Raw genomic sequence first — 25,214 nt, 5'->3', positions numbered from 1 at the left:
CTGCCAGCCACCCCCGACACCACCCGGGCATTGCCGTGCCCGGGCCGTTTCGCGGACGCGGCGACCCGCGCGGCACGCGGCCGTGCGGGTCAGGCGGAGACGGGTTCCTCGATGCGCAGGCCCCGGGCGCGGACCTCCTCGGCGACCCGGGAGAGCACACCGTCGAGGGCGACCAGCGCGGCCGAGAGATCGCCGAGCTGTTCCTTGAGCGTGTCCTCGGGCCACGCGGAGACGTCGAGGTCCCCCAGAGCACTGACGGCGGCTTCCAGTCGCGCCATGACGTCGTTCGTACGCATGTTCGAAAGGCTATAACAGCCCGCCGCCCGACACACCGCAAACTCCGACATCGGCCCCGAAGTTACGGTTCCGACACCTAACCGACCTGTCCCCCCGCCCGGGCGACGTTGGCGAGCAGCAGCGCCTCGGCCAGGCAGACCCGGGCGAACTCGCCCAGGTGCAGGCTCTCGTTCGGCCCGTGCGCCCGCGCGTGCGGGTCCTCCACGCCGGTGACCAGGATCGCCGCCTGCGGGAACATCTCCTGGAAGGTGGCGATGAACGGGATCGAGCCGCCCACGCCGATGTCCACCGGGTCGGTGCCGTCCCAGGCGCCGCGGAAGGCGGAGCGGGCGGCGTCGAACATCGGACCGGCGGCGTCGATGACGCACGGGTCGCCGTCGTGTTCGAAGCTGACCGTCACCCGGGCACCCCACGGGGCGTGCTTCTCCAGGTGGGTGCGGAGCGCCTCGTACGCCCGCTTCGGGTCGTCGCCCGGCGCCAGCCGTACGCTCAGCTTGGCCTTGGCGGCCGGGACCAGCGCGTTCGGGGCCTCGCCGGTGGCCGGGGCGTCGACACCGAGCACGGCCAGGGCCGGCTTGGTCCAGAGCCGGTCGGTGATCCGGCCGGTACCGATGAGCTGCACGCCCTCGGCCAGCCCGGCCTCGGCGCGAAACCGGTCCTCCGGGTAGTCGACGGCGGCGCCCTCCCGGCCGACCAGGCCCTCGACGGCCACGTCACCGGCGTCGTCGTGCAGCGTGGCGAGCAGCCGGACCAGCGCGGTCAGGGCGTCCGGCACGGCGCCGCCGAACATGCCGCTGTGCACGGCGTGGTCCAGCGTGCGCACCTCGACGAAGCAGTTGACGATGCCGCGCAGCGAGGTGGTCAGCGCCGGCACGCCGATGTCCCAGTTGCCGGAGTCGGCGATCACGATGACGTCCGAGGCGATCTCCTCGCGGTGCTCCTCCAGGAGCCGCTCCAGCGAGTCGGAGCCGTACTCCTCCTCGCCCTCGATGAAGAGGACCACGCCGACCGGGAGCCGGTCGCCGAACGCGCGCAGCGCCGCGATGTGCGCCATGATGCCGGCCTTGTCGTCGGCGGCGCCCCGGCCGTAGAGGCGGCCGTCCCGCTCGACCGGCTCGAACGGGTCGGACTCCCACAGCGACAGGTCGCCGACCGGCTGCACGTCGTGGTGGGCGTAGAGCAGCACGGTCGGGGCGCCGGCCGGGGCGGCCTTCCTGCCGATCACCGCGGGCTGCCCGCCGGATCGCACAATCTTGACGTCGAGGTCGCAGCCGCGCAGCAGTTCGGCGACCGCCTCCGCGGAGCGCTCCACGTGCGAGTGGTCGAAGCCCTCGAAGGCGATGCCCGGGATGCGGACGAGACGTTCCAGGTCGGCACGGACGCCGGGCATCTCCCGCTCGACGGCGGCCCGTACCTCGGACTCGGACATGATCGGAGTGGTCATGACCGGCATCGTATGCCGGCCTTACCTGGCCGTATCCGGCCAGGCCACGGCGCCGCTGGTGGCACCCCCCACCCGGTGGACGAAGTAGTGCCGGGCGTCGTGCGGCAGCGCCGGCGCGCCGTCGACCACCAGGTCGGCGTGGGCGGCGGTGGCGTCGGCGGCGAAGTGCTCCCGCTCCCCGGCGTGCCAGCGACGCAGCTCGGGCAGGATGGCGGGGCCGTCGCGCCGCAGCGCGCGGGACAGCCGCAGCCGCGCCGGGGCGGTCACGTAGACCGCGAGGCTCAGCTCCGGCCGGACCGCCGCCCGCGCCGCGCTCACCCCCTCCACCAGCAGCACCGGCGCCACCGGCACCGGCACCGCCCGGGGCAGGAAGGCCCGCCGCACCCAGCTGTACCGGTGGTACGCCCCGGGCCGGCCGGCCCGCAACGGCGCGAGCACGCACTCCTCCAGCCGGGTCCAGAAGGTGAACTGGTCGTCCCACCCGCCGAGCAGGTCGTCGGTGTGCACCACGGGCGGCGGCGCCCCGCCGGGCAGCGCGGCGAGGGCGTCCGCGAGGCGCGTCGCGAAGACGCTCTTGCCCGCGCCGCTCGGGCCGTCGACGGCCACCAGCCGGGTACGCCCCAACCGCGCCGGCCGGGCCAGCAGCCGCCGGGCCAGCCCGGCGTACGCCTCGACCACCGCCACCGTCACCGTCACCCGACCGACGCTAGCGGGTGTCCCCCGTCAGCCTGGTTCCGGCGTCGCGGCGGCCGTTCCGCACGCGACCGCCCCCGGTGGGCGGCATGATCTGGACGTGCTGCATGACGTGATGAGCCCCGGCGTGGACGCCCTGCTCGAACAGGCTCGGGCCGGGCTGCGCCGGTTGAGTCCGCAGGAGACGGTGGAGGCGGTACGGGCCGGAGCGCTGCTGGTCGACACCCGCTCCGAGCTCCAGCGCCGCGAGCAGGGCGACCTGCCCGGCGCGATCGTCATCGACCGGACGGTGCTGGAGTGGCGGCTGGACCCGGCCAGCGCCTGGCGCATCCCCGAGGCCACCGGGTACGACCGGGAGATCGTGGTGGTGTGCCGGCACGGCTACGCCTCCAGCCTGGCAGCGGCGAGCCTGCAGGCGTTGGGGCTGCGCAACGCGACCGACATGATCGGCGGGGTGCAGGCGTGGCGGGAGGCGGGGCTGCCCTTCTCCGACGAGCCCGCCGACGTCCGCCCCTGACCGACCACCCCGCCGCCCCGGCGACCCGGCCTCTCAACGCCCCTGGCCGCCACCCCGCCGCCCCGGCGACCCGGCCTCTCACCGCCCCGGCCTCTCACCGCCCGGCTCCCGGCCTTCCGCCGGCACCCAGCGTCGTCCGCGCCCGACCGGCCGCCCCGCCGTCCTACCTCCCGGCCGCCCGGCCTGCCGACGTCCCCGCCCGACCGGCCTCACGGGTGCCGCCGTCCGCTCCCGCCGACGACCGGGCCCGAAGGCATGTACTGCTTCGAGCGTGATACCTCACAGGCATCTTGATACCTCTGAGGTATCACGCTCGTGGCGGCACTTCCCTCCGCGCCGCGCCACCTGACAACCCGGGCAGCGACTCCTGCTCGTGGCGCATGTCGAAGCATCCGCCGCGCGGACTCCCCGGGCAGCCAGATGCGGCATTGCAAAGGCAGCCGCGCCAGGCCCTCGCATGCCAGCTTCGTGGGCCGCAGGCGCGTCACCGGCTCGGCGCCGGCCGCGGGTCAGCTTGTCGGTGGGGCGCCCGGCGGGATGAACGGCAGACCGGCGGGGGGTCCGTTCTCGATGAGCCGCCAGAGCGCCCCGGTGTCCAGGTGCTCCTCGACCAGGTCGCCGAGGAGGTCCAGGGAGCGCTCGCGGGCGGCGGCGAAGGCGGTGTCCGGGGCGACCCGGAAGCCGTGCCGCCCGGCGCGGGCGGCCACCTCGGTAAGGAAGCCGCGGCGGAACTCGTCGGACTCGAACGCGCCGTGCCAGTGGGTGCCGTGCACCGCGCCCAGCCGGGCCCCCTCGCCGGTGCCGTCGGCGTAGGTCAGCAGCGGGGGCAGGTCGGGGTCGGCGGTCGAGACGTACCCGTGGTGGATCTCGTAGCCGCGGACCGGGACGCCGGTAGCGGCGGCGACGCCGACGGCCTGGCGCACGGTCTTGCGCGGGTTGAAGGTGATCTCCGTGGGGAGCAGGCCGAGCCCGGGGACGCTGCCCCGGCGGCTCTCCACCGGGTCGTGGATGGCCCGGCCGAGCATCTGGAAACCGCCGCAGATGCCGAGCAGCGGCTTGCCGGCGGCGACGTGCGCGGTGACGGCGTCGGCGAGGCCGGTCTCCCGCAGCCAGGCCAGGTCGGCGACGGTGGACTTCGAGCCGGGCAGCACCACCAGGTCGGCGGCGGCCAGCTCGGCCGGCTCGACGGTGAGCCGGACCCGGACGCCGGGCTCGGTGGCGAGCGCCTCGACGTCGGTGGCGTTGCTGATCCGGGGCAGCCGGACCACCGCCACGTCCAGCCAGTCGGTGCCGTGCGGGGCGGCGGGCCGGCCGAGCACCCGCCCGTACGCGAGGGAGTCCTCGGCGTCGAGCCACAGGTCGAGGTGCCAGGGCAGCACCCCGTAGGTGGGGCGGCCGGTGACCCGGTGCAGCATGTCCAGCCCGGGCCGGAGCAGCCCGAGGTCACCCCGGAATTTGTTGATCACGAAACCGGCGACGAGCGCCTGGTCGGCGGAGTCGAGCAGGGCGACCGTGCCGAACATCGAGGCGAACACCCCGCCCCGGTCGATGTCGCCGACCACGATGGTGGGCAGCCCGGCGTGCCGGGCCAGCCCCATGTTCACGTAGTCCCCGGCCCGGAGGTTGATCTCGGCGGGGCTGCCGGCGCCCTCGCAGATCACCACCTCGTACTGCTCACGCAGCTCGGCCAGCGCCGCGTACGCGGTCTCGGCGAGCTTCGGTCGCAGCTCGCGGAAGTTGCCGGCGGTGACCGTGTCCACCGCCTCACCGAGCAGCACCACCTGGCTGGCCAGGTCGCTGCCCGGCTTGAGCAGGACCGGGTTGAACCGCAGATCCGGGTCGAGCCCGCAGGCGGCGGCCTGCATCGCCTGCGCCCGGCCGAGCTCGCCGCCCCGCCCGTCGGGGCCGACCACCACTGCGGAGTTGTTGGACATGTTCTGGGCCTTGAACGGCGCCACCTTGACGCCCCGGCGGTGCAGCCAGCGGCAGATGCCCGCGGTGAGCACGCTCTTGCCGGCGTCGGAGGTGGTCCCGGCGACGAGCAGCCCGCCGCTCACCGGACCCGCCCCCGCCCGGCGCGCGCCGGGCCGCCCGTGGCGGCACCGGGCCGGTCGGCACCGCCGGCCCCGGTACGCGGCCCGCCGCCCCGTCCGGCCGCGACCCTGGGCAGAGCCGCGCGCAGGGCGCGCCGGCCGACGGCGGAGACCAGCCGACCGGCGGTAAGCGGCCAGGCCGCGGTGAGACCGAGGGCGGCGAGGCCGACGGCGCCGGAGATGCGGGCGGCCCGCTTCAGGTGCCGCGCCTCCGGGCGCGGCCCGTCGCCGAGGAAGGGGCGCACCTCGGAGCGGCCGAAGTACCGGTTGCGCCCACCGAGCCGGACTCCCAGGGCGCCGGCCATCGCCGCCTCGCACTGGCCGGCGTTGGGGCTGGGGTGGTCGTCGCGGTCCCGGCGCCAGACCCGCCAGGCGCGGGCCCGGTCGCCGTGGGCGACCGGGGCGACGGCGATGGTGAGCAGGCCGGTCAACCGGGCCGGCGCCAGGTTGAGCACGTCGTCGAGGCGGGCGGCCGGGGTGCCGAACCGGGCGTAGCGCGGCGAGCGGTGGCCGACCATCGCGTCCAGGGTGTTCGCCGCCCGGTAGCCGAGCAGTCCGGGCAGCCCGGCGAGCGCGCCCCAGACCAGCGGCGCGACCACGGCGTCGGAGGTGTTCTCGGCCACCGACTCGACGGTGGCCCGGGCCAGCTCCGCCTCGTCGAGCGTGGACGGGTCCCGCCCGCAGAGGTGGCCCAGCCGCCCGCGGGCCGCCGGCAGGTCACCGGCGCGCAGGGCCGAGCCCATCACGCCGGCCTCGTGCCGCAGCGTGCGCCCGCCGAGCACCGTCCAGGTGCCGGCCGCCATCAGCGCGGCCCGGGCCACCGGGTGGCGGCGGGTCGCCAGGGTCGCGGCGACGCCGAGCAGCACCGGCGCTCCGACCGCGACGGCGGTGAAGAGGCTCCCGGCCGCCCGGTCGGGTCGGTAGACCCGGCGCTCCAGGGCGCCGGCGGTCCGGCCGAAACCGGCCACCGGGTGCCACCGGCGCGGATCGCCGAAGACGCTGTCCAGGGCGTACCCCGCCACCAGCCCTGCCGCGTTCGCCACGGCGGTCGCCTGCCGCACCGCTCACCACCTCCGGCCGGCCAGCCTAGCCGTACGGCGGGGCGACTCACCGTCGCCGCCCCGCCCCCGTCCGTACGCCCCGGAACCGGACGCCCACGCTCCCGCTGTGGCGCGGCCGTCAGGCCGGCACCGGCACCCGGCCCCGCCGGCCCCGGCCGGACGACGGGCCGGCGGTCTCCTCCGGCGTCGGGTCCAGCTCGCCGGCCGCACCCGTCGCCGCGCCGTCCCCCGTCCCCTCGTCGTCCGCGGCGAGCGGGTCGAGGTCGTCGCCGCCCGCCCCGGGGTCGTCGTCGACACCGGCGTCGTCGGCGTCGGCCCCGAGGTCGTCGTCGGCGTCGGCGTCGGCCTCATGGTCGAAGGAGTCGGCCGGCGGCGCGAAACCGGTGGCGTCGGCGCGCGGTGCGCCGAAGCCGGCCAGCTCGAACTCCTCGTCGAACGGCCGGTCGTCCGGCGAGGCGGGGGCCTGCTCGTGGGGCACCGGTTCGGTCGGCTCGCCGTGCACCCGGGTGGCCGCCTCGGCGTCCTCGACGGTGCTCGTCGTCAGGCCGGGCCGGTTGCGCAGGAAGCGGGCGCGGCCCCGGGACAGGTCGTGGCCGACCGCCACCGCCTCCAGCTCGTAGAGGGTGCGGTGGTTGCCCGCGTCGTCGGTCCAGTCGCGGGTGTAGAGCCGCCCCGCCACCACCACCGGGTCGCCGACCATCACCGAGGCAGCCACCCCCTCGGCCAGCTTGCGCCAGCAGTTGACCCGGACCCGCAGGCTGTTGCCGTCCACCCAGCGACCGCTGTCCCGGTCGAGTCGGCGGGCCGTCGAGGCGACCTTGAAGTTGGCCACCAGGGTGTTGCTCTGGGTGGTGCGGCGCCACTCCGGTGCCGTCAGCACGTTGCCGACGATCGTGACGTAGGTGTCGAACATGGTCCCCTCCCAGGGGTCTGGAGAAAGCCTGCCGTGGCGAGTCGACTCGGGCCGAGCCTGGCCGGAGGCGTCCCCTCGGCGCGACCGGGCGGCGCCGGGCTGTGGACGACGGGACCGGCTGTGGACAAAGACCTGATCACGGTCCCGGTGTGCTAGGGCAGACCGATCAAGGGTCGCCATCCGCCGCGCCACCAGGATCGGGACCGGGCCGGTCGGAGTGAGGTCGACCCCGACTGGGTATGTAGTTGATCAACCGAGCCACACCACGGCACGACGTCCGACGAGAAAGGCCAGCGATGATGATTCGCATCCCGCTTCGTACGACCGGCCCCGTCCGCACCGAGCGGGAGGTGCGGCGATGAGCGCGGTGGCGAACCCGGCGACCGTGGCCGAGTGCCTGCGGATGGGCGCGGGCTTCTCCCAGGGCGACCGGAACTGGATCGTCGAGCAGTTCGCCACCCTGGACGCGCGGCTGGCCGCCTTCCACGCCGACGCCACCGAGCTGGAGGTGTCGGTCAAGGACCGCGAGGCGCGGGGGCAGAAGGTCACCCTGGAGTGCTGGATCGCCGGGCGGCAGAAGATCGTCACCACCTCCAGCGAGGAGGACCTGCGGGCGGCGCTCAACGACGCCCGCGACGACCTGCGCCGGCGGCTCAACGACGCCAAGACCAAGCAGGAGCCGCGGCACAACAAGCACCTCCGCGAGCTGGGCCAGCCCGGGCCCAGCCAGGTGGCGGACGCCGACGGCGACGCCGACCGGGTCGACGCCGAGACGGTCTGAGAAGACGATCGTCCGCTCCCGTCCGTGCGGTGCGCCCGGGCGGGGCGGACGGCTGGGCGCCGCCGGGGGCTACCGCCGGGTAGCTGGCGCGCGTACCGTCGCGGTCGTGGAACAGGACGTGCTGGGGCCGCCGTACGAGCGGCAGACGATCGACCTGGGCACCGACGACGAGGGGCCGGTGGTCGCCACCCTGGTCCGCCGCCGCGCCGACCGACCCACCGGGCGGGCCGTGCTCTACGTGCACGGCTTCGTCGACTACTTCTTCCAGACCCACCTGGCCGACTTCTTCGCCGAGCGCGGCTGGGACTTCTACGCGCTCGACCTGCGCAAGTACGGGCGCAGCCTGCTGCCGCACCAGACCCCGAACTTCTGCCGCGACCTCAGCGACTACTTCCCCGAGCTGGACGCCGCCGCGCAGATCATCCGCCAGGACGACGGGCACGACACCCTGCTCGTCATGGGTCACTCCACCGGCGGCCTGATCACCTCGCTCTGGGCCGACGCCCGACGCGACGCCGGCCTGGTCGACGGGCTCTTCCTCAACAGCCCCTTCTTCGACCTCAACGCGCCCTGGGCGGTCCGTCGACCCCTCGCGGCCGCCGTCTCCCGGCTGGGCCGCCGCGCGCCGCACCGGGTCCTCCCCTTCGGCCTGGGCACCGTGTACGGCGAGAGCCTGCACGCCGACCACCGCGGCGAGTGGACGTACGACCTGGCGTGGAAGCCGCTCGCCGGGTTCCCCGTCCGGGCCGGCTGGGTCAACGCCATCCGCACCGCCCAGCGCCGGCTTCGCGCCGGTCTCGACATCCGGGTGCCGGTGCTGCTGGCCTGCTCGACCCGGAGCTTCCGGGGCACCAAGTGGCACGACTCGGCGGCGCTCGCCGACGCCGTGCTCGACGTGGAGCACATGGTCCGCTGGGCGCCCCGGCTCGGCCACCACGTCACGCTGGCCCGCTTCGACGGCGGCAAGCACGACCTGACGCTCTCCGGCCCCGCCGTACGGGAGAAGGTCTTCGCCGAGGTCGGACGGTGGGCCGAGGCGTTCCTCGGGGCCGGCCCGACGTCCGCCGCCCCCAGCTCGATGGCCGGCCCGGCCCCGGCGGAGGCCGGTCCCGGCACGACGGACGGCGACGCGGCGGTCAGGACGCCGGTCGCACCCGCCGGCCGGACCCCCACCGAGGACGGCGACCGAGCGGAGGCGCTCCCGCAGGGCGGCTGACCGCCGGGCTCAGCGCGCGGGCGGCAGCGCCGCGACGATCCGGTCGAGGGTGGCGAGCGGGTGGCCGCCCTCCCCGGGCAGCACCAGGCCCAGGCAGCGCAGCCCGACCTGTCCCGCCTCGTCGGCCCGTACCCCGAAGACCGGCGCACCGACGTAGCCGGCGGGGAGCGCGGCGGTGACCCGCAGACCGCCGTCGTCGGTGCGGACCGCCCGCTCGACCGCCACCTCCAACGGCCGCGACCCGTCCTCGCCGACCCCGACCGCCAGCACGAAGGCGCTGACCGGCTCCGCGCCGAGCCCGGCGACCTCGTCCGCCCGGACCGCCACCGCATCCGGCACCGACTGGGTACGCCACCGCCAGCCATGCTCGTCGGCGTAGGCGTGCAGGCCGGCGGTCGGCATGGCCGCCGCCCCGACGTCGGAGCGGTGCGCCCACCGCGCGGGGAAGTCGGCCAGCACCACCGCGTCGGCGGCCACCCCGGCCGGCTCGGTGACGCTCGCCCGCAGCCCGATCTCGCCCACCTCGACCCGGGTGAGGACGTCGGCGGTCAGCAGGTACTCCCCCGCCTCACCGTCGAGGAAGAACGCCGTGCCCGCCGCGTCGGCCGGGCCGATCGGCAGGATCGCGCGCCCCAGGAGCTGGCACAGCTCGTAGGCGACCTCGTTCTCGGCATCCGGTTCCAGCAGCACGAACCCGAGGGTACGGGCCTGACTGTCGCCCCCGTTCCGCAGAACCCGGGTGACCACCGGCGGGGTGGCGTGTCACGCTGATCATCGACGCCCGGAACGGCCACCCGTTCCCCCGCTCGCCCGGGGGACGGCGGTAGTCTCTTGGCGCGACAGCCACGCGCGCGCCCGTAGCTCAGCGGATAGAGCAGGGGACTTCTAATCCCAAGGCCGCAGGTTCGAATCCTGCCGGGCGCACCTATCTCACCGTAGGTCAGCGGCTTGGCGCGCCCGGCCCCGTCGATCACCGCGCCCTCCGTACAGCCATTCGTACAGCCAAGTCAGCCGATGAGGTGCTTCGCGACCTCATCCACGGCGGCCCGCTCGATCTGCGGCAGGACGTGGGCATAGGTGTTCAGGCGCCACTGGTTGCCACGAAACTCAAGCCAACCCGAGACGTTATGGTCCTCGGGTGGCCGACGATCCAGGCTCAGCGCTGCTTGACCTACACGATGGCGACAGCCGATTCCGAATCACCCTGAGGCCGCCCTACGGCCGACAGGTTGCAGACCTCAGCATGAGTAGTTGGCAAGATGCCCTGTTCGAGGTCAGGGCCCACCCGTTCATCGCGCAGGCCGAGACGACCATCACCGGCGAGGAGGTCGAAGCTGTCCGCGGGCTGATCGAACGATTCCACGCCGGTGAGGACGTTGTGTTCGAGGAGGACGAGCAGTTTCAGTTCTCACTGACGTACTCCCTGGAAGAAGGCGGCATCCTGGTGACGGCGACCCTCAGCACGGAGGGCGGCTCATACCCCCAGATCCGCTTCGTCGTTCGTCGCTACGACAGCGGCACGGATCAGATGGCCGACCGCTGACCGGTCATACAGCCATCCATACAGCCAAGGACAGCCGCAGCCGCCGACGACGCCCCGACAACCACGGACGGGCTGGCCAGGAGCACGACCAGCCGGCCACGATGCCGGCGCTACGCGTCGGCACGCCGCCGGCCTGCGGCGCCACTCTTGACCCCGACCGGCCTCCGCAGTTCTCGGCGCCTATCCGACGGATGGAGACGAACTGGCGGCTCTCCGCTCGATCTCCCTCACGAAGTCTCGCTTGTCGCTAAGTTCGGCTGTACGCCGATCAGGGCTGATCTTCGACATGGCCAGGCACAGCCGCGTCAGCCGGGGTCAGGCGCTACTGCGGCTCGGCCTCGGGGTGACCGGCTACGAAGGTGCCCCGCGCGTGGACGGTGACGACGAGGCCCCGCGTACGTAGCTCGCGCATGGCCATCCGCACGGTGCCCCGGGCTACGCCATAGGTCTGTTGCAAGTGGAGTTCGCTCGGCAACGGCTGCCCCGGGCGCAGCTCGCCCTCCTCGATCTGCTTGGCGAGCAGGTCTGCCAACTGCCGATAGAGCGGCACGTTGGACAGCGGGCTCGTCATGGGCGAGAGCGTAGGCACGCACATGATCTGTACATGTTCGGGGTTGTCCACTGACTAGACGTCTAGCCACTAGACGTACATCGACTGTACGTTTGTCATGGTCAGACAGAGGCGGCCCCCGGCCAAGCGATTGCGCCGCTGACCGAGGGCCTTGATCGCCCCGGGAGGCGACCCGTGAGCACCCTACCCACCCTGCCCAGCTGCGGAGAACCTGCGACAGTCCGCATTGAGCTCTACACCGCCGACTCGCTCGACGCCTGCGCGTACACCTGCACCGCGCACCTCACCCACGCGACCGCCGTGAGCGCCCGGGCCGGGCTGGACACCCAACCGATCGGCATGGCGCCCGGAACCAACCGGCCCTGCGGTTACCTGCACGTGTTCTCAACCGGCACCCTCGCTGACCGGCTCGGGCCGGGCCACCCGCGCTGGTGCGACCGACACGACTGCCACCACCGGGGCCAGCATCGCTCCCGCTCCGGCCGCGCGGACACCGACCGGCCGGAGGCGTTCATTCTTGACGTGGCCCTTGTGCAAGCCCTGCACCCGGCCGCCGAGCCGATGGTGAACCTGAACAGCGTGGAGGGCGCTGCCGCAGCCAGCCTCGTCCTGTCGATCGGGCAGGCGCGGGTGTTGCGGTACCGACTGGCCCACCTGCTGGAGGTCGCCAGGGCAACCCGCAACGACGGGCGCTGGACGTAAGGCGCACGCCCGAGCCGGACCGCACTCCCTCAGTCGCCCAGGAACCACAGGTAGCGGTGGGGCTCCATCAGGGTGACCGAACAGAGTCGACGGATCTCCGCCCGGGTCTCGTCATCCAGAGCGACGCCCGCCGGCAACCGGTCCAACTCGTCGACCAGCGGCCGCAGTTGGCGGGCGTTGAACATCGTGTCGAGGTAGGCGCAGAGCCCACTGAGCATGGGGTACGCCGACGGGTCGAGGTCGATCAACTCCTGCGACCAGTCGAAGCCACGCTCTCCCCGGGCGACGACCTCCCCCTGCTCCGTCCGCACCTCCATGTCGATCACGAAATCACCTTAAGGGGGCGACAGCGCGTCACTCGGCGTCGAACCACGGCTTGTGGGCGGCCCAGTGCCGGACCCATCCGACGAATCCCGATTCGCCGGTGGTGTAACCGAATTCGGCGCCAAAGGGGGTGGCGCCCTCACCGCAGATGTTCCAGATGTGCCCGCGATGGGGGCCCGTGACGACGAGGTGCCAGTACATGCCGCATCCGTCGGTGCCCAGCACGATCGACCCGTCGTTGAAGACCGGCTCGAGGAGCGGGTCAATCTCCTCCAGCGGCCTCGGATCGTCCTCCCAGAGCCACCCGGAGGTCAGCGGAAAGGGCCGGCTCAGGATCCGCTCCGGCCGGTCGTCACCCCAGTCGTCGGGCAGCTCGGCCAGCCCGACGAGCCCGTACTCCGGCGGCCCGGAGTACGACCCGTCGGTGATCTCCGCGACGAACGTTCGGTAGGGCTCAGGCAGGACGACGCCGTGTTCCGCCTCGAAGGCGCGCACGGCCTCCCACCCCAGCGCCGACTCACCACCGTCGTCGACCTGAAAGGCCGCGCGGAGCGCGGCGAGGTCCGCGGGGTCGACATGATCGGTTCTCTTGGGACCCATGGATACCAGCCTCCACCGTCGCAGGTTGCCCCGCGTCAGCCGACGTGCAACAGCAGCACTTCGTCGTCCCGTAGTCGGGAGATGCTGTCGTGCAGCAGCTTCAGGCCGTCCAGGCCGGCGATGCCGCTCTCCTCGAAGCCGTTGCCCAGCTCCTCGAAGTGGGCGGACAGCTCCTCCTCGCGGTGCCCGGCCGGATCGAGCCGGTCCAGGAACCTCCGGTGCGCCGACGTGATCAGCACGGTCAGGTCATCCGCCTCGTTGAGGGCGACCGCTTCGGCGGCGAACTCCGACTCCTCCAGGTCGACGCCCCGCGCCTCCAGGTAGTCCAGCAGATCCACCAGGCAGTAGCCGGACCAGTCGTACCGTGCACCCGGATCGCGGCCGTGCTCGCTCAGGTACGCACGGAGCGCAGACGCCGACTCCCGAGCCAGCCGCGCCAACTCCCGAACCCTGCTCCGGTCAACCACGGTCAACCACGCGATCGCGGACACCAGAGAATTCACCATTTCTCGCACGGGAAGTGGGTCGACCGCACGCAGTCGGAGTCCAACAGCAGCAGCGCCCGGAACCGGCCGCTGTCGGCCAGCTGCTGGTACACCCGGGTGCCGACCTCCGCCTCCTCGCCCATCCCGGCCCCGAGCTCCAGGATGAAGGGGTGACTGAGGCTGGGCTCGGTGCTCTCGGGGTGGAAGAGGAGCCAGGCGCGGAAGTCCTCGCCCTGGCCGTAGAAGCTCCGCGGGTCGCCGGACACCTCGACGAGGTGGAGGCCGAGCACCTCGGCCACGTCCGGCGCGAACCCATCCAGGGTGGACGCAGGATCCGGCTCGATCGGCCCGAGGAAGATGTCCACGTCCATGCCCACGTCGCGGACTGTACCGGCCTCCGTACGGCCGGGGCCCGCCGCGCTCATCGACCACCCGCCGGCACTCGTCGCCCGGCGATGTCGGACCCGCCGGCTACCGTACGCGGCGTGACCGAGACGGTTGAGCAGACACCGAAGTGGCCGACGGCGGCGGACGAGGCCCGGTTCTGGGCGCTGATCGAGACCGCCTGGGAGCGGCTGGGCCCGGAGCCGGCGGCGCTGCGCCGCGCGCTGCTCACCCGTGACCCGGAGGACGACGAGGGTGCCGGCCACCCGATCGACGCCTGGCTCGACCGGTTCCTGGGCGCCCTGCGCGACCTTTCCGCGGAGCTGTCCAGCTGGGAGCTGACCGACCTCGACCGGGTGCTCGAACGCAAGCTGCACGACATCGACCGGGCCGACATCCACGACGTGACCGACGGCTCCGACGACGGCTTCCTCTACGCCCGCGGCTGGATCGTCGCCCTCGGCCGGGACTACTACGAGGCGGTCCGGGCCGACCCGGCGATGGCGGTGCTCGACATCGACTGCGAGGAGATGTGCTACTTCTTCGGCCACCTGCACCAGGAGCGCTTCGGGGAGTGGCCGGAGACCGGTTCGGGCATCTCCCGCGAGTCCGTCAGCAACCCGGCCGGCTGGCCGGAGGAGCTGATCCCCGCCGGTGGCCGGTCCTAGGGTCAGCGGCATGGTGACCGAGACCGATCTCGTGCTGCCCGACGGGCACCGGCTGCACGTCTACGACACCGGGCCCGGTGACGGCGACCGGCTCGCCGTCTTCTGGCACCACGGCACGCCGAACGTCGGCGCTCCGCCCGCCCCGCTCTTTGCCGCCGCCGACCGGCTCGGCATCCGCTGGGTGTCGTACGACCGGCAGGGTTACGGCGGGTCGACCCGCCGGCCGGGCCGGGACGTGGCCTCGGCGGCCGAGCTCACCGCCCGGGTCGCCGACGCCCTCGGCATCGGACGGTTCGCCACCCTGGGTCACTCCGGCGGCGGGCCGCACGCGCTGGCCTGCGGCGCGCTGCTGCCCGAGCGGGTGCTCGGCGTGGTGAGCGGGGCCGGCCTGGCGCCGTACGACGCCCCGGGGTTGGACTGGTTCGCCGGCATGGCCGCCTCCGGGGTGGCGTCGCTGCGGGCCGCCGCCGAGGGCCGCGAGGCCAAGGAACGGTACGAGACGTCCGGCGTCGAGTACGACCCGGAGTTCACCCCCGCCGACCTGGCGGCGCTGCACGGCCCCTGGTCCTGGTTCGACAGCGTCGTGGGGCCGGCGGTGCGTGGTGGCCTGGGCGGGCTGGTCGACGACGACATCGCCTACGTCACCCCGTGGGGCTTCGACCCGGCGAAGGTGACGCCGCCGGTCCTGCTCCTGCACGGCGCGCGGGACCGGTTGGTACCCGCCGGCCACGGCCGCTGGCTGGCCCGTACCTGCCCGTCGGCGGAGCTGCGGCTGAGCCCGGAGGACGGCCACATCTCCGTCCTGGCCGGCGGCGAGGCGGCGTTGGAGTGGCTCCGGCGGCGGGCCGGCTGAGCGATCCGTCCGGCGACGCGCCGTGCACGGACGGTGATCAACGACGCCGTTCCGTGTTATTCTCCTGCGTCGATGCACCGCCGTGCGGACCCGGACGGGTCGCTGCCCGAAGGACGCCTCCCCGATGTCGGCCGTATCCGCTCCGACCCTGCCGCCGTCGCTGGACCGACCGGCCGGCGGCGCGTTCCAGCTGATCTTCACCACTCTCCCGGCGCTGCTGCGGCTCACCTGCGGGCTGGTCGGCGCGGTGGTCGCCCTGGCCGTGCGTACCCCGCCGGTGGACACCGCGCTGCTCTGTGGCGTCGTGGCGGTGCTGACCGCCTGGTCGGTCCACTACGCCGGCCGGGCGCTGCGGGTCGGCATCGGTCCGGCGCTGGTCGCCGTCGACGTGGCGCTCACCACCGCGACCTGCCTGCTCATCCCCCGCCTGGTCGCGCCGGAGGTGCTGCCCGGGGAGGGCAGCTGGGTGGCGGTGCTGGCCAGCACCACGGTCATCAACGCGCAGGCCACCGCCCCGGCCCGCTGGTCGGTGCCGGCGGGGCTGCTGGTGACCGTCGGCTACGCGGCGGGCGCCGGGGCCGCCGGCAACCCCACCGAGGCGACCGCGCACGCGGCGACCCTGCTGGCGCAGACCGGCCTGGCGGCCATGCTGACGGCGGTGATGCGCCGGTGGATCGGCCGCGCCGACCGGGCCTTCGCCGACTATCAGCGGCTGCGCCGGGACGCGCTGGTGGCCCGGGCCGCCCGGCAGTCGGAGCGGGAGCAGAACCGGGACCTGCACGACACCCTCCTGTCCACGCTCACCATGGTCGGGCTGGGCGCGGTGCCGGCCGGCTCGGCGCTGCTGCGGGCGCGGGCCGCCGCGGACCTGCGTACCCTCGTCGACCTGGCGGGCACCCGGTCCGCGCCGGCGGGCGGCCCGGTGGCGGTGGACGAGCGGCTGCGGGCGGTGCTCGCCGACCGGCCCGAGCTGCCGGTGCGGGCCGACCTGACGCCGTGCGAAGCGCCCCCGGAGGTCGCCGCCGCGCTCGCCGACGCCACCGCCGCCGCGCTGGCCAACGTGGCCCGGCACGCGCCCGGCTCCACCGCGACGGTGCGCCTGTCCGGGGACGCCGGCGCCGTCGTGGTCGAGGTGGTCGACGACGGTCCCGGCTTCGACCCGGCCGCCGTCCCGGCCCACCGGTACGGGCTGCGCGAGTCGGTACGCGGCCGGATGAGCGAGGTGGGCGGGCGCGCCGAGGTGACCTCCGCCCCTGGTGCGGGCACCCGGATCCGGCTGGACTGGCCGCATGTCGGCTGACCTCGAGGCGACCGCACCGGCCGTCGTACCCCGGATCGGGGTGGCGGCCCCGGCGGTCGGGGTCGAGGGCGGCGCGGGGGTGGACGTGGCCCGGGCCTCGGACCGGGGCGCCCGGATCGCCGCGGTGGCCATCGCGCTGGTCTGGCACGCGGTGATCGGCCTGCCGGCGGTCCTGGGCGCCTGGTCGGAACTGGCCGTGCCGGTCGTGGTCGGCGCCGGCTGGCTGACCGTCGCCGTGACCGGCGGGTACGCCGGCGCGCGGCTGCTGCGCGGCCACGCGGCGCCGGTCGGGCCGCTGCTGGCGGTGCTGCTGGCGGTGGACGTGGCGGTCTTCGCCGCCGCCGGTCAGGCGCACCTCGTCACCGCGGCCAACTGGGTGTGGGGCACGCTCGGCTGGTTCTTCGTGGTGGTGCTCTGGGGGCGGCGGGTCCACTGGTTGCTCGCCCTGCTCGCCGGGCACGCGCTGATCGCCCTGGGCGCGCTGCTCGGGTACGGCGCGACCGCCCCCGCCGACCTGGCCCGCTACGCGATGTACGTCTACGGCACCTCGTCGCTGCAGGTGGCGGTCTTCACCGGCGCGGCGGTGATCGCCACGCTCGCCCGGGGCCGGGCCGGTACCGCCGCCGCGGCCCTCGCCGTCGCCGCCGATCGGGACGCCGCCGAGCGGGCGCGGCGGGACCGGCAGGAGCGGCTCGCCCTGGTCGGCGGCGCCGCCGGGGAGGTGCTGGCCGAGTTGGCCGACGGGCGGGCCGACCCGGCCGACCCGCGGGTGCAGCGCCGCTGCGTGCTCGCCGCCGCCCGGCTGCGCCGGCTGATCGCCGAGTCCGACGACGTGCCCGACCCGCTGCTGCACGAGCTGCGGGCCGCCGCGGACCTGGCGGAGCGGAACGGCCTGCCGATCGAACTGGTGGCCATCGGCACCCCGCCGCCGCTGCCGGTGCAGGTTCGCCGGCGACTGGTCGACGCGCCCACCGCCGCCCTCGCCGAGGCGACCGGCTGGGCCCGGTTGACCGTGGTCGCCGGCCCGGACGAGGTGGCGGTCAGCCTGGTCACGCCCGCGGTGGACGGTCCGCAGGCGACCGGACCGCCCGGTCCCGCCGACGACGACGGCCAGGTGGAACACGTGCGCGAACGGGACGGGGAGATCGGATGGACGCAGACCCGGTGGCGGAGGACGTGAGCGGGGGCCGCCCGATCGGGGTGTCGATCGTGGACGATCACCCGGTGGTCATCGACGGGGTGCGGGCCTGGCTGGCCACGGAGCCCCGGCTGCGCGTGCTGGCCACCGGGGACGACCCGGACCAGGTGCTGCGGGCCGCCCCCGAGGCCGACGTGATCCTGCTGGACCTGCGCCTGCACGGGCGGATGGTGATCGACAAGCTGGCCGAGCTGAGCGCCGCCGGGCGGCGGGTGGTGGTCTACTCGGAGCACACCGACCCGGCGACGATGCTCGCCGCGCTGGACGCCGGGGCGGCGGCGTTCCTGGCCAAGCACGAGGGACGGGAACACTGCGTGGCGACCGTGCTCGCCGCGGCGAGCGACCTCCCGTACGTGCCGCCGGCGCTGGCCGGGGCGATGGTCGGCGACCCGCGACCGGACCGGCCGGCGTTGTCGGACAAGGAGCGCGAGGCGCTGCTGCTGTGGTTCCAGTCGATGTCGAAGGCGTCGGTGGCGCGTCGGATGCGGATCAGCGAGCACACCGTCAAGCAGTACGTCGACCGGGCGCGGATCAAGTACACCCGGGCGGGGCGGCCGGCGGCCACCAAGGCCGCGCTGCTGGCCCGGGCGATCGAGGACGGGCTCGTCCGGCCGGAGGAGATCGGCATCTACCGGTCGCAGGCGGCCACCGACCGGCCGACCCCCTAACGGGTGTCATGACAGCCCCGGCGGGGTCGGGAAGGCTTGCGGGCAGCAGGCCAACTGCCCCCGGGAGGTCGTGACGATGCGCGAGGACGCGTCCCCGTTCTTCATCGCACCGCACCGGTTCGACGCGCCGGACGACGGGCTCCGGCCCGTGCTGGACCGACGCTACGAGCTGGTCCCGGAGCCCGGTGAGCGGGTGCTGCGCCGGTTCCGTGCCCCGGTGGCCGGCTGCCTGCTCGGGCCCACCACCTCCCGTCGTGAGTGGATGCTGCCGGGCCCGGCGACGGTGACGGTCACCGACCGCCGGTTGGCCTACGTCTGCACCGATGCCGAACTCTCCGTGATCTCCGGGCGGGACGGCCGGAGCGGCGCCCGGCACCGGCGCGGCGTCCGGCTGTCCCGCCTGGTCAGCGGTCAGGTCCGCTGGCAGTGGCCGTCCCGGCTGGAGCTGCCGCCGGCCGCCACCGGCCCCACGCGGGACGGGTTCGCGGCGGAGGAGCCCGACGCCGAACTGCTGGTGGTCTGCGACGCGCTGCGGACGATCCAGCAGCCCGCGCTCGCCCTGGGCGGCCCGCTCCGGACGGTGACGGAGCTGGCCGGGCTGATCCGGCGATCGGTGGCGGACTACCGGCTCACCCACCCCGAGGTGGTGGAGCTCTCCCCGCCGGAGCGGGACGAGCTGGCCCGCCGGGCCGCGGCCGTACCGCTGGCCGGGGCGACCCGGGTGACGCTGCCGGGCTCGCTGCCGGTGGAGTTCCTGTCCCGGGAGGACTACTACCGCATGCCCGCGACGCCGACGCGGGACGCGGTGGGGGGCTGACCCGGGGCGCGCGCAACCGGCGCGACAACCAGGCGGCGGCTTCGGCCCGACCGCCGGGCGGCGACTTCGGCGGTGGCGCCGGGCCCGACCGGGCGCTCGGCCGCCGCTCTGCCCGTTGTGGTTCCCGGGTCGGTGGGGGCGGCGGACGACAACATGCCCGGATCCGGGAACGGTCCGGTCACCAGCCCGCCCACTCTGGGCCTGCCCTGCTGGCGGCTGACCGTCGCTCCTCCGGTGCTCGGCGGACCGGTGTCGGAGCCTTTGGAGCTGATGACGTAAGCGAGTCACCGGGCCGGGCCGCCCGGAGCCACCGGCCGCGCAGCGCCACGCTCCCGGCGGACCGCTGATCCGGATACGTCATCAGCTCCAAAGCGTCCGGATGAGGTCCGCGACCGGCAGCGGTCAGGAGTTCCGGACGCCGCGTGGGCCGAGCGTCGGATCGCCGGGGCACGGACGGCCGCCGCCGTCAGGTGACCGGGCGGGCGGGCGGATCCCCGGTCGGACGGTCAGGAGGCGGAGGTGCGCCGGGCGCGCCGGTCCAGTTCCAGGGCCTCCTCGAGGGTGGGCGCGGTGCCACCGAGGTGGGCCGGCTGCCACCAGGCGTCCTCGGGACCGGCCGGCTTGTCGGGATACTCCTGCTGGGCCCGGTCGACCAGAGCGGTGAGCCGCTTCTTCAGATCCACCGTCATGGTGTTGGCGTCCGGGTACCCGGACGGGTCCATCGGGTCGCCGATCAGGATGGTGATCGGGGTGTGCCGGCGGGTCAGGGTCTTCGGCCGCCCCTTGGTCCAGAGCCGCTGGGTGCCCCAGATCGCCACCGGCAGCAACGGCACGCCGGCCTCCTGGGCCATCCGGGCGGCCCCGCTCTTGAGCTCCTTGACGGTGAGCGAGCGGCTGATCGTCGCCTCCGGGAAGACGCCGACCACCTCGCCACGGCGCAGCGCGCCCACCGCCGAGCTGTACGAGCCGGCACCCGCGCGCCGGTCCACCGGGATGTGCCGCATCCCCCGCATCAACGGCCCGGAGATCTTGTGCGCGAAGACCTCGTGCTTGGCCATGAACCGGACGAGCCGGCGGGACTCCTGCGCGCCGTACCCGCAGAAGATGAAGTCGAGGTAGCTGACGTGGTTGCTGGCCAGCACCGCCCCGCCGGAGCGCGGGACGTGGTGGCTGCCCTCGATGGTCAGGCGTAGGTCCAGGACCCGGAACATGGTCTTGGCGGCGGCGATCACGGGCGGGTACACGAGTTCCGGCATCCGGCAACTTTACCCCGCGTAGGTTACGCAACCGTAGGGGCGACCGGCGTCGATGGACCTTCTGCCCGTGGCAGAGCGGGCTCGCGTACCCGACGGGCGGGGGCGAGCATGACGGGATGACCGTGCGCGGCGTACTGCTCTGGATCCACGGCGGCGGATGGCGGGGTCGATCCGAGGAGGACGGTGCCGCGCTCGCCCGACTCGGCCTGCGCGTGCTGCCGGCCACCCACCGCTTCTCCCACCAGGCCCCCTGGCCGGCCCAGCTCGACGACGTACGCCAGGCGGCGCGCGCGGCCCGGGACGGCGCGGCCGGGCTGCCGCTGCTGGTCGCCGGCGACTCGAGCGGCGGCATGCTGGCCCTGCACCTGGCGCTGCGCGGCGTCGGGCAGCCGGGCGACGTGGCGGCCGGGCTGGCGTACTGGCCGGTGAGCGACCCGCTGGAGGAGCAGTGGCGTAGCCGGCGCGCCGGCGACGAGCCGTGGGCCGACCTGCTCGGCCACCGCCCCGCGGCGGGCGATCCGGCCACCGTCGACTCGACCGTGGCCAGCCACCTCGGCAGCGGCACGCCCGTGCTGCTGGTACACGGCGGGGAGGACACCGCCGTGCCGGTCGGCCAGTCCGTGGCGCTCGCCGGCGCGCTGCTCGCCGCCGGGCACCCCACCCACGCCTGGCTCACCCACGGCGGCCACGCCCTCCCGCTGGACCGGCCGGACGTCCTGGCGGTCACCGCGGCGTTCCTCGACACCGTCCTGACGACGGGGTGACGGTACTACCGTCAGGGCATGCCCGAGCTGCACGCGATCGTGATCCACTGCCGTGACCCGTACCTGCTGGCCCCGTTCTGGAGTCTGGCCGCGGGGCTGCCGGTGGCACCGGAGGACGAGCGGAAGCTCGCCGACCGATCGCTCGCCCCGGACGAGGCGGTGCTGCTGCGCGACCCGCACCGGCACCGGCCGGACGTGTGGATCGCCCCGGTCACCGCGACCGGCGAGCAGCCCGGGCCCGGGCGGATCCACCTCGACCTGGTCGGCGACGCCGAGGAACGGGCCGCGGTGCTGGAGGCCGGCGCGACGGTGGTCCGGGAACTGCCCGGCTGGACGGTCTGCGCCGACCCGGAGGGCAACGAATTCTGCCTGCTTCCCCACCACCCGTGAGGGTCGCGGGGAAGCAGGCGACGTGGGCTCAGTCGGCGGCGTCGTGCATGTCCAGGCGCCCCCGGGCGAAGGCGTCCACCCGACCCCAGCGACCCGGGATGTCGAGCACCTCGATGCGCCCCATGCCCGACGGCAGCACCGGCTCCACCGCGAGGTGGCCCTCGTGCGGCTCCAGCCCGAGCATGGTCCGCAGCAGCAGCAGCGGGGTGCCCGTCGACCAGGCCTGCGGGCTGCACGCCGTCGGGTACTCCACCGGGAACTTGGTCAGCTCGCGCCGGTAGCCGCCGAAGGCCTCCGGCAGCCGCCCCTGGAAGAAGGTCGCCGCGTCGAGGATGCCGTTGGCGATCGTGGCGGCGTGCTCGGCGAAGCCGTACCGGCGCAGACCCCAGGCGATGAAGGAGTTGTCGAAGGGCCAGATCGTGCCGTTGTGGTAGCCGATCGGGTTGTACCGGACCTCCCCCTCGGCGAGGGTGCGCACGCCCCAGCCGGAGAAGAGCCGGGGACCGACCAGATGGTCGGCGACCCTCTGCGCCCGGTCGTCGTCGACGATGCCGCTCCAGAGCAGATGCCCGATGTTGGAGCTGAGCGTGCCGCACTGCCGGCCGTCCGGGTCCAGGGCGAGGGCGTAGTACTCGCCGTCCTCGACCCAGAAGTCCCGGTTGAACCGCTCCTTCAGCTGCGCCGCCTCCCGCTCCAACTGGTCGGCGTAGCCGGGGTCGCCCCAGAACTCCCGGGCCAGCCGGGCGGCGCGCAGCTTCGCGTCGTACGCGTAGCCCTGCACCTCGCAGGTGGCCCGCGGGAACGGCGGCAGGGTGCCGTCACGGTACGAGATCGAGTCCCAGGAGTCCTTCCAGCACTGGTTCTCCAGGCCGGTGTCGCTGTTGCGCCGCTCGTACCAGATGTAGCCGTTGCCGACCAGGTCGGCGTAGTCGTCGATCCACCGGAGCGCGGCGCGGCACTCCCGCTCCAACTCCTTGACCAGGGTGACGTCCCCGGTCCACTTCTCGTACTCGTCGAGCAGGATCACGAAGAGCGGGGTGGCGTCCACCGAGCCGTAGTACGGCGAGTGGGGCTGCTCCTCGAACGCGGCCGTCTCGCCGTAGCGCATCTCGTGCAGGATCCGGCCCGGGTCCTCGTCCCGGAAGTCGTCGAACCGGGTGCCCTGCAACGCGGCCAGGATCCGCAGCGTGGTCTTGGAGAGGTCGGGCGTGAAGGGGAGCACCTGGAGGCAGGTGAAGATGCTGTCCCGGCCGAACATGGTCATGAACCAGGGCAGGCCGGCCGCGGGCAGGGTCTGGCCGCCGAGCGACAGCGGCGAGAAGCGCAGCGCCGCGAGGTCGATCAGGCTGCGCTTGTAGGTGGACGCCAACTGTTCGTGCTCGGTGTTCACCTTGGGCGCCCTGGCGATCCACTCCTCCAGGTCCTGCTGGAGGGCGAGCCGTTCGGTGCCGTGCGGCCGCAGCCCCATCCGCAGGTCACGTCCGCCCGGACCGACCGCGTGGGTCTGCACGTCGATCCCGGTCTCCCACTGCCCGTTGGGCTCCAGGTGCACGGTGTACGAGAAGCCGTTCTTGTCGAACCGGGCGGGGCCGGACGAGGAGATCACCGTCTCCCGCCGGAAGTTGCCCCGCCGGTAGCCCAGCCGCAGCCGGTCCGGCTCGACCTCGGTGTAGAGCTCGCCCTTCTTGTTGACGATCTCGTCCTTGACCTGGAACAGGTCGGCGAAGTCGGAGCCGGCGTCCATCCGGATCTCCAGGTCCACCGCCTTCTCGTCGTGGTTGAGGATGGTCAGCGTCTCCCGGAAGCTGCCGCCCACCGCGCGCTCCCGGATCACCGAGAGCTTGGCGTCGATGTAGTGGGTGGCCAGCCCCGGCACCAGGAAGAACCGCGCCTCGTAGTACTGCAGGTCGTCGTAGGAGAGTGCGTTGAGCCGTTCGCCGTTGACGGTCAGCACCCAGTTGGAGAGGAACCGGGTGTCGATGGAGAAGAGGCCGGTCGGCTCGCTCGGCGTCCCCTCGATGTCCCCGGTGTCCTGCGAGACGACGAAGGTGTTGCCGTCGAGGATCCGGATGGTGTTGCTCGACCCCATCAGTGCACCTCCCTACCGATACGCCGACGCGGCCCGTGGCTGTCCGGCGGGCCCGGGAAGATCCGTTCCACCTGGACCACCAGCCGGGGGTCGCCCGTCACCGTCATGTCTCCCCTCAGCACCGCGGCCAGGCCGTGCTCCCGGCCGGCGGCGAGGTCCTCGAAGAACGCCGGGCTGGTCTGGATGACGGTGTCGGCCTCCCGGTCCTCCCGGCTGACCTCGAGCCGTCCCCGGTCGATCCGGAGCAGCCAGTGGGTGGTCTGCGCCTCCTCGTACAGGTCGAAACGCAGGGTCCCCGAGGTCTTCGCCAACAGCGGCTCGTAGCCCCGCCCGTCGAGGTCCTCGAAGAACTTCGTGGTCGCATCCACCATCGGGTCCTCTCCCCGTCGATCAGCGGCATGTACGACGTACGAGAGGGGGTCCCCGTCCGGTGCGCGCTCAACCTCGCCCGTTCCGGGTGAGTCGCCGGCCCCGGAGGAAGCCGGGACGCGCGACGCCGGCCCCCGCGTACGGGGGCCGGCGTCGGTTGTCCACGGCGGACGTCAGTTGTTGGGATCGTCGGCGCTGATGTCGGCGAGCACCGACTGGGGCTCCCGCTCGACCGCCAGGTCACCCATCGACACCAGCCCGACCAGTCGGCCGTCGTCGATCACCGGCAGTCGGCGTACGGCGTAGGTGCGCATCAGGTCGGCCGCCGCGACCGCGTCGTCGTACTGGCTGACCGTGACCACGTCCTTGCTGGTGATCGCGTTGAGCTGGGTGGTGTTCGGGTCCATGTTCGCGGCAACGCCCCGGACCGTGATGTCCCGGTCCGTCACGATACCGACCACGTTGTCGCCGTCGGTCACCACCACGTCGCCGATCGCGCTGTCACGCATCTCCTGAGCCGCGGCGGTGAGCGTGTCGCTGCCGTCCATCGTCACCAACCGGGTCGTCATGAACTCTCCGACCGTTGTCATGGTGCTCCCCTCTCGGTGTCGGCACCGCCGTCTACCCGCCGCTGCAGGACAGGTAACGCAGGGTCACCGGTGCGGGGGCATGCCGTAGATCCGCTCGACGTGCAGGCGCAGCACGAGACGCTCCTCCGCGACCATGGCGGCCCGGAAGTCGTCCCAGTCGGGGTGTTCGCCCTGCACCGTCCGGTAGAGCCCGACCAGTTCCTCCACGGTCGCATCGTCCGCCCGCCGCGCGACCGGGGTCAGCTCGGCCCGCGCCTCCGCCACCGCGTACGCCCAGCCGTCGTCGCTGCTGACGTGGAAGCTGGCGCGCGGGTCACGACGCAGGTTGGCGGTCTTGGCCCGCCCCTCGGTCACCGACACCCGGATCAGCCCACGCTCCCGGTCGAAGGAGTAGACCACGTTGGACAGCTGCGGCCGCCCGTCCCGTTTGATGGTCACCAGCACACCCAGCCACCGGCTGGCGATGAGGTCGGTGAGGGCCTGCTGGGTCTTCTCGTCCGCCATGGTGCCTCCGCGTCGGCTCGTCGTACTGGTCTCCATCCCACCGCATCGGACGGCGATCGGCGGGTCGGACGCGTGAAGATCCGACCGGCGTGCGGCTGCGGTGACGCGAACCGCCCGTCTCCCC

Annotated in this window: 29 protein-coding genes, 1 tRNA gene and 1 pseudogene; 14 read left to right on the top strand and 17 right to left on the bottom strand. The window is 73.9% G+C overall.

The genetic code is table 11. From position 1 onward, the window contains the following. Positions 1 to 89: 89 nt before the first annotated feature. The 3 genes from AC5L3Z_RS03805 to AC5L3Z_RS03795 form a co-directional block, all read right to left on the bottom strand. Positions 90 to 296, bottom strand: coding sequence for a hypothetical protein (locus tag AC5L3Z_RS03805; protein ID WP_334525651.1), 207 nt, complete (start codon positions 294 to 296; stop codon positions 90 to 92). Between the two features lie 77 nt (positions 297 to 373). Then, positions 374 to 1,726 carry a dipeptidase gene (locus AC5L3Z_RS03800; protein ID WP_494839606.1) on the bottom strand — a complete coding sequence of 451 codons (1,353 nt, stop codon included), beginning with the start codon at positions 1,724 to 1,726 and terminating at the stop codon, positions 374 to 376. A gap of 36 nt (positions 1,727 to 1,762) precedes the next feature. Further along, the gene (locus tag AC5L3Z_RS03795; RefSeq protein WP_494839469.1) at positions 1,763 to 2,437 is read right to left on the bottom strand and encodes a uridine kinase family protein; all 675 of its coding nucleotides are present in this window, start codon (positions 2,435 to 2,437) and stop codon (positions 1,763 to 1,765) included. Between the two features lie 112 nt (positions 2,438 to 2,549). Between AC5L3Z_RS03795 and AC5L3Z_RS03790 the strand changes: the two genes are divergently transcribed. After that, on the top strand, positions 2,550 to 2,951 hold the full coding sequence (locus AC5L3Z_RS03790; protein ID WP_494839604.1) for a rhodanese-like domain-containing protein: 402 nt from the start codon (positions 2,550 to 2,552) through the stop codon (positions 2,949 to 2,951). 509 nt (positions 2,952 to 3,460) lie between these two features. On the opposite strand, the gene AC5L3Z_RS03785 is transcribed toward AC5L3Z_RS03790, so the two are convergent. The 3 genes and pseudogenes from AC5L3Z_RS03785 to ssb all read right to left on the bottom strand — a co-directional run bounded on the left by AC5L3Z_RS03785 (position 3,461) and on the right by ssb (position 7,018). Next, the gene (locus AC5L3Z_RS03785; RefSeq protein ID WP_494839467.1) at positions 3,461 to 5,008 is read right to left on the bottom strand and encodes a cobyric acid synthase; all 1,548 of its coding nucleotides are present in this window, start codon (positions 5,006 to 5,008) and stop codon (positions 3,461 to 3,463) included. A gap of 89 nt (positions 5,009 to 5,097) precedes the next feature. After that, a pseudogene (locus AC5L3Z_RS03780) lies at positions 5,098 to 6,105 on the bottom strand (cobalamin biosynthesis protein); the annotation flags it as partial. A gap of 118 nt (positions 6,106 to 6,223) precedes the next feature. Next, a complete protein-coding gene (gene ssb / locus AC5L3Z_RS03775) occupies positions 6,224 to 7,018 on the bottom strand; it encodes a single-stranded DNA-binding protein (protein ID WP_494839466.1) in 795 nt (264 codons plus the stop codon). A 358-nt stretch (positions 7,019 to 7,376) separates the two neighbouring features. Between ssb and AC5L3Z_RS03770 the strand changes: the two genes are divergently transcribed. Both AC5L3Z_RS03770 and AC5L3Z_RS03765 read left to right on the top strand, forming a co-directional pair. Further along, a complete protein-coding gene (locus AC5L3Z_RS03770) occupies positions 7,377 to 7,799 on the top strand; it encodes an HPF/RaiA family ribosome-associated protein (protein WP_494839464.1) in 423 nt (140 codons plus the stop codon). A gap of 106 nt (positions 7,800 to 7,905) precedes the next feature. After that, on the top strand, positions 7,906 to 9,015 hold the full coding sequence (locus AC5L3Z_RS03765; RefSeq protein ID WP_494839463.1) for an alpha/beta hydrolase: 1,110 nt from the start codon (positions 7,906 to 7,908) through the stop codon (positions 9,013 to 9,015). A gap of 9 nt (positions 9,016 to 9,024) precedes the next feature. On the opposite strand, the gene AC5L3Z_RS03760 is transcribed toward AC5L3Z_RS03765, so the two are convergent. Beyond that, positions 9,025 to 9,705, bottom strand: a complete 681-nt coding sequence (locus tag AC5L3Z_RS03760) for a hypothetical protein (protein WP_494839462.1) — start codon at positions 9,703 to 9,705, stop codon at positions 9,025 to 9,027. A 161-nt stretch (positions 9,706 to 9,866) separates the two neighbouring features. On the opposite strand from AC5L3Z_RS03760, the gene AC5L3Z_RS03755 reads away from it, so the two are divergent. Together AC5L3Z_RS03755 and AC5L3Z_RS03750 are read left to right on the top strand one after the other, a co-directional pair. After that, positions 9,867 to 9,939: transfer RNA gene (locus AC5L3Z_RS03755), tRNA-Arg, on the top strand. A 214-nt stretch (positions 9,940 to 10,153) separates the two neighbouring features. Further along, positions 10,154 to 10,558, top strand: coding sequence for a hypothetical protein (locus AC5L3Z_RS03750; protein WP_494839461.1), 405 nt, complete (start codon positions 10,154 to 10,156; stop codon positions 10,556 to 10,558). 322 nt (positions 10,559 to 10,880) lie between these two features. Here AC5L3Z_RS03750 and AC5L3Z_RS03745 read toward each other — a convergent pair whose 3' ends face one another. Continuing rightward, positions 10,881 to 11,129 carry a GntR family transcriptional regulator gene (locus AC5L3Z_RS03745; RefSeq protein WP_494839460.1) on the bottom strand — a complete coding sequence of 83 codons (249 nt, stop codon included), beginning with the start codon at positions 11,127 to 11,129 and terminating at the stop codon, positions 10,881 to 10,883. 174 nt (positions 11,130 to 11,303) lie between these two features. On the opposite strand from AC5L3Z_RS03745, the gene AC5L3Z_RS03740 reads away from it, so the two are divergent. Next, positions 11,304 to 11,831: a hypothetical protein gene (locus AC5L3Z_RS03740; RefSeq protein WP_494839458.1), complete on the top strand. Its 528-nt coding sequence runs from the start codon at positions 11,304 to 11,306 to the stop codon at positions 11,829 to 11,831. A 29-nt stretch (positions 11,832 to 11,860) separates the two neighbouring features. Here AC5L3Z_RS03740 and AC5L3Z_RS03735 read toward each other — a convergent pair whose 3' ends face one another. Genes AC5L3Z_RS03735 through AC5L3Z_RS03720 form a run of 4 tightly spaced genes read right to left on the bottom strand, consistent with a single transcriptional unit; the run spans position 11,861 to position 13,617 of the window. After that, positions 11,861 to 12,157, bottom strand: a complete 297-nt coding sequence (locus AC5L3Z_RS03735; RefSeq protein ID WP_494839457.1) for a hypothetical protein — start codon at positions 12,155 to 12,157, stop codon at positions 11,861 to 11,863. Positions 12,158 to 12,185: 28 nt separating this feature from the next. Beyond that, positions 12,186 to 12,755 (bottom strand): SMI1/KNR4 family protein, encoded by a 570-nt coding sequence (locus tag AC5L3Z_RS03730; RefSeq protein ID WP_494839456.1) that lies wholly within the window; start codon positions 12,753 to 12,755, stop codon positions 12,186 to 12,188. Positions 12,756 to 12,790: 35 nt separating this feature from the next. Continuing rightward, positions 12,791 to 13,246, bottom strand: coding sequence for a hypothetical protein (locus tag AC5L3Z_RS03725; protein WP_494839455.1), 456 nt, complete (start codon positions 13,244 to 13,246; stop codon positions 12,791 to 12,793). An 8-nt stretch (positions 13,247 to 13,254) separates the two neighbouring features. Continuing rightward, positions 13,255 to 13,617 carry a hypothetical protein gene (locus AC5L3Z_RS03720; RefSeq protein WP_494839453.1) on the bottom strand — a complete coding sequence of 121 codons (363 nt, stop codon included), beginning with the start codon at positions 13,615 to 13,617 and terminating at the stop codon, positions 13,255 to 13,257. A 108-nt stretch (positions 13,618 to 13,725) separates the two neighbouring features. Between AC5L3Z_RS03720 and AC5L3Z_RS03715 the strand changes: the two genes are divergently transcribed. From AC5L3Z_RS03715 to AC5L3Z_RS03690, 6 genes are all read left to right on the top strand, one after another. After that, a complete protein-coding gene (locus tag AC5L3Z_RS03715) occupies positions 13,726 to 14,292 on the top strand; it encodes a DUF4240 domain-containing protein (protein ID WP_334525691.1) in 567 nt (188 codons plus the stop codon). Between the two features lie 10 nt (positions 14,293 to 14,302). Then, the gene (locus tag AC5L3Z_RS03710) at positions 14,303 to 15,145 is read left to right on the top strand and encodes an alpha/beta fold hydrolase (RefSeq protein ID WP_494839452.1); all 843 of its coding nucleotides are present in this window, start codon (positions 14,303 to 14,305) and stop codon (positions 15,143 to 15,145) included. Positions 15,146 to 15,269: 124 nt separating this feature from the next. Then, on the top strand, positions 15,270 to 16,445 hold the full coding sequence (locus AC5L3Z_RS03705; RefSeq protein ID WP_494839450.1) for a sensor histidine kinase: 1,176 nt from the start codon (positions 15,270 to 15,272) through the stop codon (positions 16,443 to 16,445). Next, positions 16,435 to 17,625 carry a hypothetical protein gene (locus tag AC5L3Z_RS03700; RefSeq protein ID WP_494839449.1) on the top strand — a complete coding sequence of 397 codons (1,191 nt, stop codon included), beginning with the start codon at positions 16,435 to 16,437 and terminating at the stop codon, positions 17,623 to 17,625. Before AC5L3Z_RS03705 ends, AC5L3Z_RS03700 begins: the two co-directional genes overlap by 11 nt. Continuing rightward, complete coding sequence (locus AC5L3Z_RS03695) at positions 17,595 to 18,311, top strand: response regulator transcription factor (protein ID WP_494839448.1); 717 nt, start codon at positions 17,595 to 17,597, stop codon at positions 18,309 to 18,311. The genes AC5L3Z_RS03700 and AC5L3Z_RS03695 overlap by 31 nt, the downstream gene beginning before the upstream one ends. Before the next feature lie 76 nt (positions 18,312 to 18,387). After that, the gene (locus tag AC5L3Z_RS03690; RefSeq protein ID WP_494839446.1) at positions 18,388 to 19,128 is read left to right on the top strand and encodes a hypothetical protein; all 741 of its coding nucleotides are present in this window, start codon (positions 18,388 to 18,390) and stop codon (positions 19,126 to 19,128) included. 506 nt (positions 19,129 to 19,634) lie between these two features. On the opposite strand, the gene AC5L3Z_RS03685 is transcribed toward AC5L3Z_RS03690, so the two are convergent. Continuing rightward, positions 19,635 to 20,384 carry a lysophospholipid acyltransferase family protein gene (locus AC5L3Z_RS03685; RefSeq protein WP_494839445.1) on the bottom strand — a complete coding sequence of 250 codons (750 nt, stop codon included), beginning with the start codon at positions 20,382 to 20,384 and terminating at the stop codon, positions 19,635 to 19,637. 116 nt (positions 20,385 to 20,500) lie between these two features. Between AC5L3Z_RS03685 and AC5L3Z_RS03680 the strand changes: the two genes are divergently transcribed. After that, positions 20,501 to 21,148 carry an alpha/beta hydrolase fold domain-containing protein gene (locus AC5L3Z_RS03680; RefSeq protein WP_494839443.1) on the top strand — a complete coding sequence of 216 codons (648 nt, stop codon included), beginning with the start codon at positions 20,501 to 20,503 and terminating at the stop codon, positions 21,146 to 21,148. Positions 21,149 to 21,166: 18 nt separating this feature from the next. Next, the gene (locus AC5L3Z_RS03675) at positions 21,167 to 21,538 is read left to right on the top strand and encodes a VOC family protein (RefSeq protein WP_494839441.1); all 372 of its coding nucleotides are present in this window, start codon (positions 21,167 to 21,169) and stop codon (positions 21,536 to 21,538) included. Between the two features lie 28 nt (positions 21,539 to 21,566). Here AC5L3Z_RS03675 and AC5L3Z_RS03670 read toward each other — a convergent pair whose 3' ends face one another. The 4 genes from AC5L3Z_RS03670 to AC5L3Z_RS03655 form a co-directional block, all read right to left on the bottom strand. Continuing rightward, a complete protein-coding gene (locus AC5L3Z_RS03670; protein ID WP_494839440.1) occupies positions 21,567 to 23,627 on the bottom strand; it encodes an amylo-alpha-1,6-glucosidase in 2,061 nt (686 codons plus the stop codon). Beyond that, the gene (locus AC5L3Z_RS03665; protein WP_494839439.1) at positions 23,627 to 23,998 is read right to left on the bottom strand and encodes an SCP2 sterol-binding domain-containing protein; all 372 of its coding nucleotides are present in this window, start codon (positions 23,996 to 23,998) and stop codon (positions 23,627 to 23,629) included. Before AC5L3Z_RS03665 ends, AC5L3Z_RS03670 begins: the two co-directional genes overlap by 1 nt. Before the next feature lie 171 nt (positions 23,999 to 24,169). Next, positions 24,170 to 24,586, bottom strand: a complete 417-nt coding sequence (locus AC5L3Z_RS03660) for a CBS domain-containing protein (RefSeq protein WP_334525720.1) — start codon at positions 24,584 to 24,586, stop codon at positions 24,170 to 24,172. A 63-nt stretch (positions 24,587 to 24,649) separates the two neighbouring features. After that, positions 24,650 to 25,090 carry a PPOX class F420-dependent oxidoreductase gene (locus AC5L3Z_RS03655; RefSeq protein ID WP_494839437.1) on the bottom strand — a complete coding sequence of 147 codons (441 nt, stop codon included), beginning with the start codon at positions 25,088 to 25,090 and terminating at the stop codon, positions 24,650 to 24,652. Between the last annotated feature and the right edge of the window lie 124 nt (positions 25,091 to 25,214).

It is taken from the genome of Micromonospora sp. LZ37 (assembly GCF_059359015.1).
This window is presented reverse-complemented; position numbering and strand designations above follow the sequence as displayed.

What these genes read in the sequence shown, in the direction of transcription:
- AC5L3Z_RS03805 (WP_334525651.1), bottom strand. Translation starts at nt 296, where the DNA reads ATGCGTACGAACGACGTCATGGCGCGACTGGAAGCCGCCGTCAGTGCT.
- AC5L3Z_RS03660 (WP_334525720.1), bottom strand. Translation starts at nt 24,586, where the DNA reads ATGACAACGGTCGGAGAGTTCATGACGACCCGGTTGGTGACGATGGAC.
- AC5L3Z_RS03665 (WP_494839439.1), bottom strand. Translation starts at nt 23,998, where the DNA reads ATGGTGGATGCGACCACGAAGTTCTTCGAGGACCTCGACGGGCGGGGC.
- AC5L3Z_RS03790 (WP_494839604.1), top strand. Translation starts at nt 2,550, where the DNA reads ATGAGCCCCGGCGTGGACGCCCTGCTCGAACAGGCTCGGGCCGGGCTG.
- AC5L3Z_RS03690 (WP_494839446.1), top strand. Translation starts at nt 18,388, where the DNA reads ATGCGCGAGGACGCGTCCCCGTTCTTCATCGCACCGCACCGGTTCGAC.
- AC5L3Z_RS03670 (WP_494839440.1), bottom strand. Translation starts at nt 23,627, where the DNA reads ATGGGGTCGAGCAACACCATCCGGATCCTCGACGGCAACACCTTCGTC.
- AC5L3Z_RS03675 (WP_494839441.1), top strand. Translation starts at nt 21,167, where the DNA reads ATGCCCGAGCTGCACGCGATCGTGATCCACTGCCGTGACCCGTACCTG.
- AC5L3Z_RS03730 (WP_494839456.1), bottom strand. Translation starts at nt 12,755, where the DNA reads ATGGGTCCCAAGAGAACCGATCATGTCGACCCCGCGGACCTCGCCGCG.
- ssb (WP_494839466.1), bottom strand. Translation starts at nt 7,018, where the DNA reads ATGTTCGACACCTACGTCACGATCGTCGGCAACGTGCTGACGGCACCG.
- AC5L3Z_RS03680 (WP_494839443.1), top strand. Translation starts at nt 20,501, where the DNA reads ATGACCGTGCGCGGCGTACTGCTCTGGATCCACGGCGGCGGATGGCGG.
- AC5L3Z_RS03770 (WP_494839464.1), top strand. Translation starts at nt 7,377, where the DNA reads ATGAGCGCGGTGGCGAACCCGGCGACCGTGGCCGAGTGCCTGCGGATG.
- AC5L3Z_RS03655 (WP_494839437.1), bottom strand. Translation starts at nt 25,090, where the DNA reads ATGGCGGACGAGAAGACCCAGCAGGCCCTCACCGACCTCATCGCCAGC.
- AC5L3Z_RS03695 (WP_494839448.1), top strand. Translation starts at nt 17,595, where the DNA reads ATGGACGCAGACCCGGTGGCGGAGGACGTGAGCGGGGGCCGCCCGATC.
- AC5L3Z_RS03700 (WP_494839449.1), top strand. Translation starts at nt 16,435, where the DNA reads ATGTCGGCTGACCTCGAGGCGACCGCACCGGCCGTCGTACCCCGGATC.
- AC5L3Z_RS03745 (WP_494839460.1), bottom strand. Translation starts at nt 11,129, where the DNA reads ATGACGAGCCCGCTGTCCAACGTGCCGCTCTATCGGCAGTTGGCAGAC.
- AC5L3Z_RS03800 (WP_494839606.1), bottom strand. Translation starts at nt 1,726, where the DNA reads ATGTCCGAGTCCGAGGTACGGGCCGCCGTCGAGCGGGAGATGCCCGGC.
- AC5L3Z_RS03685 (WP_494839445.1), bottom strand. Translation starts at nt 20,384, where the DNA reads ATGCCGGAACTCGTGTACCCGCCCGTGATCGCCGCCGCCAAGACCATG.
- AC5L3Z_RS03710 (WP_494839452.1), top strand. Translation starts at nt 14,303, where the DNA reads ATGGTGACCGAGACCGATCTCGTGCTGCCCGACGGGCACCGGCTGCAC.
- AC5L3Z_RS03705 (WP_494839450.1), top strand. Translation starts at nt 15,270, where the DNA reads ATGTCGGCCGTATCCGCTCCGACCCTGCCGCCGTCGCTGGACCGACCG.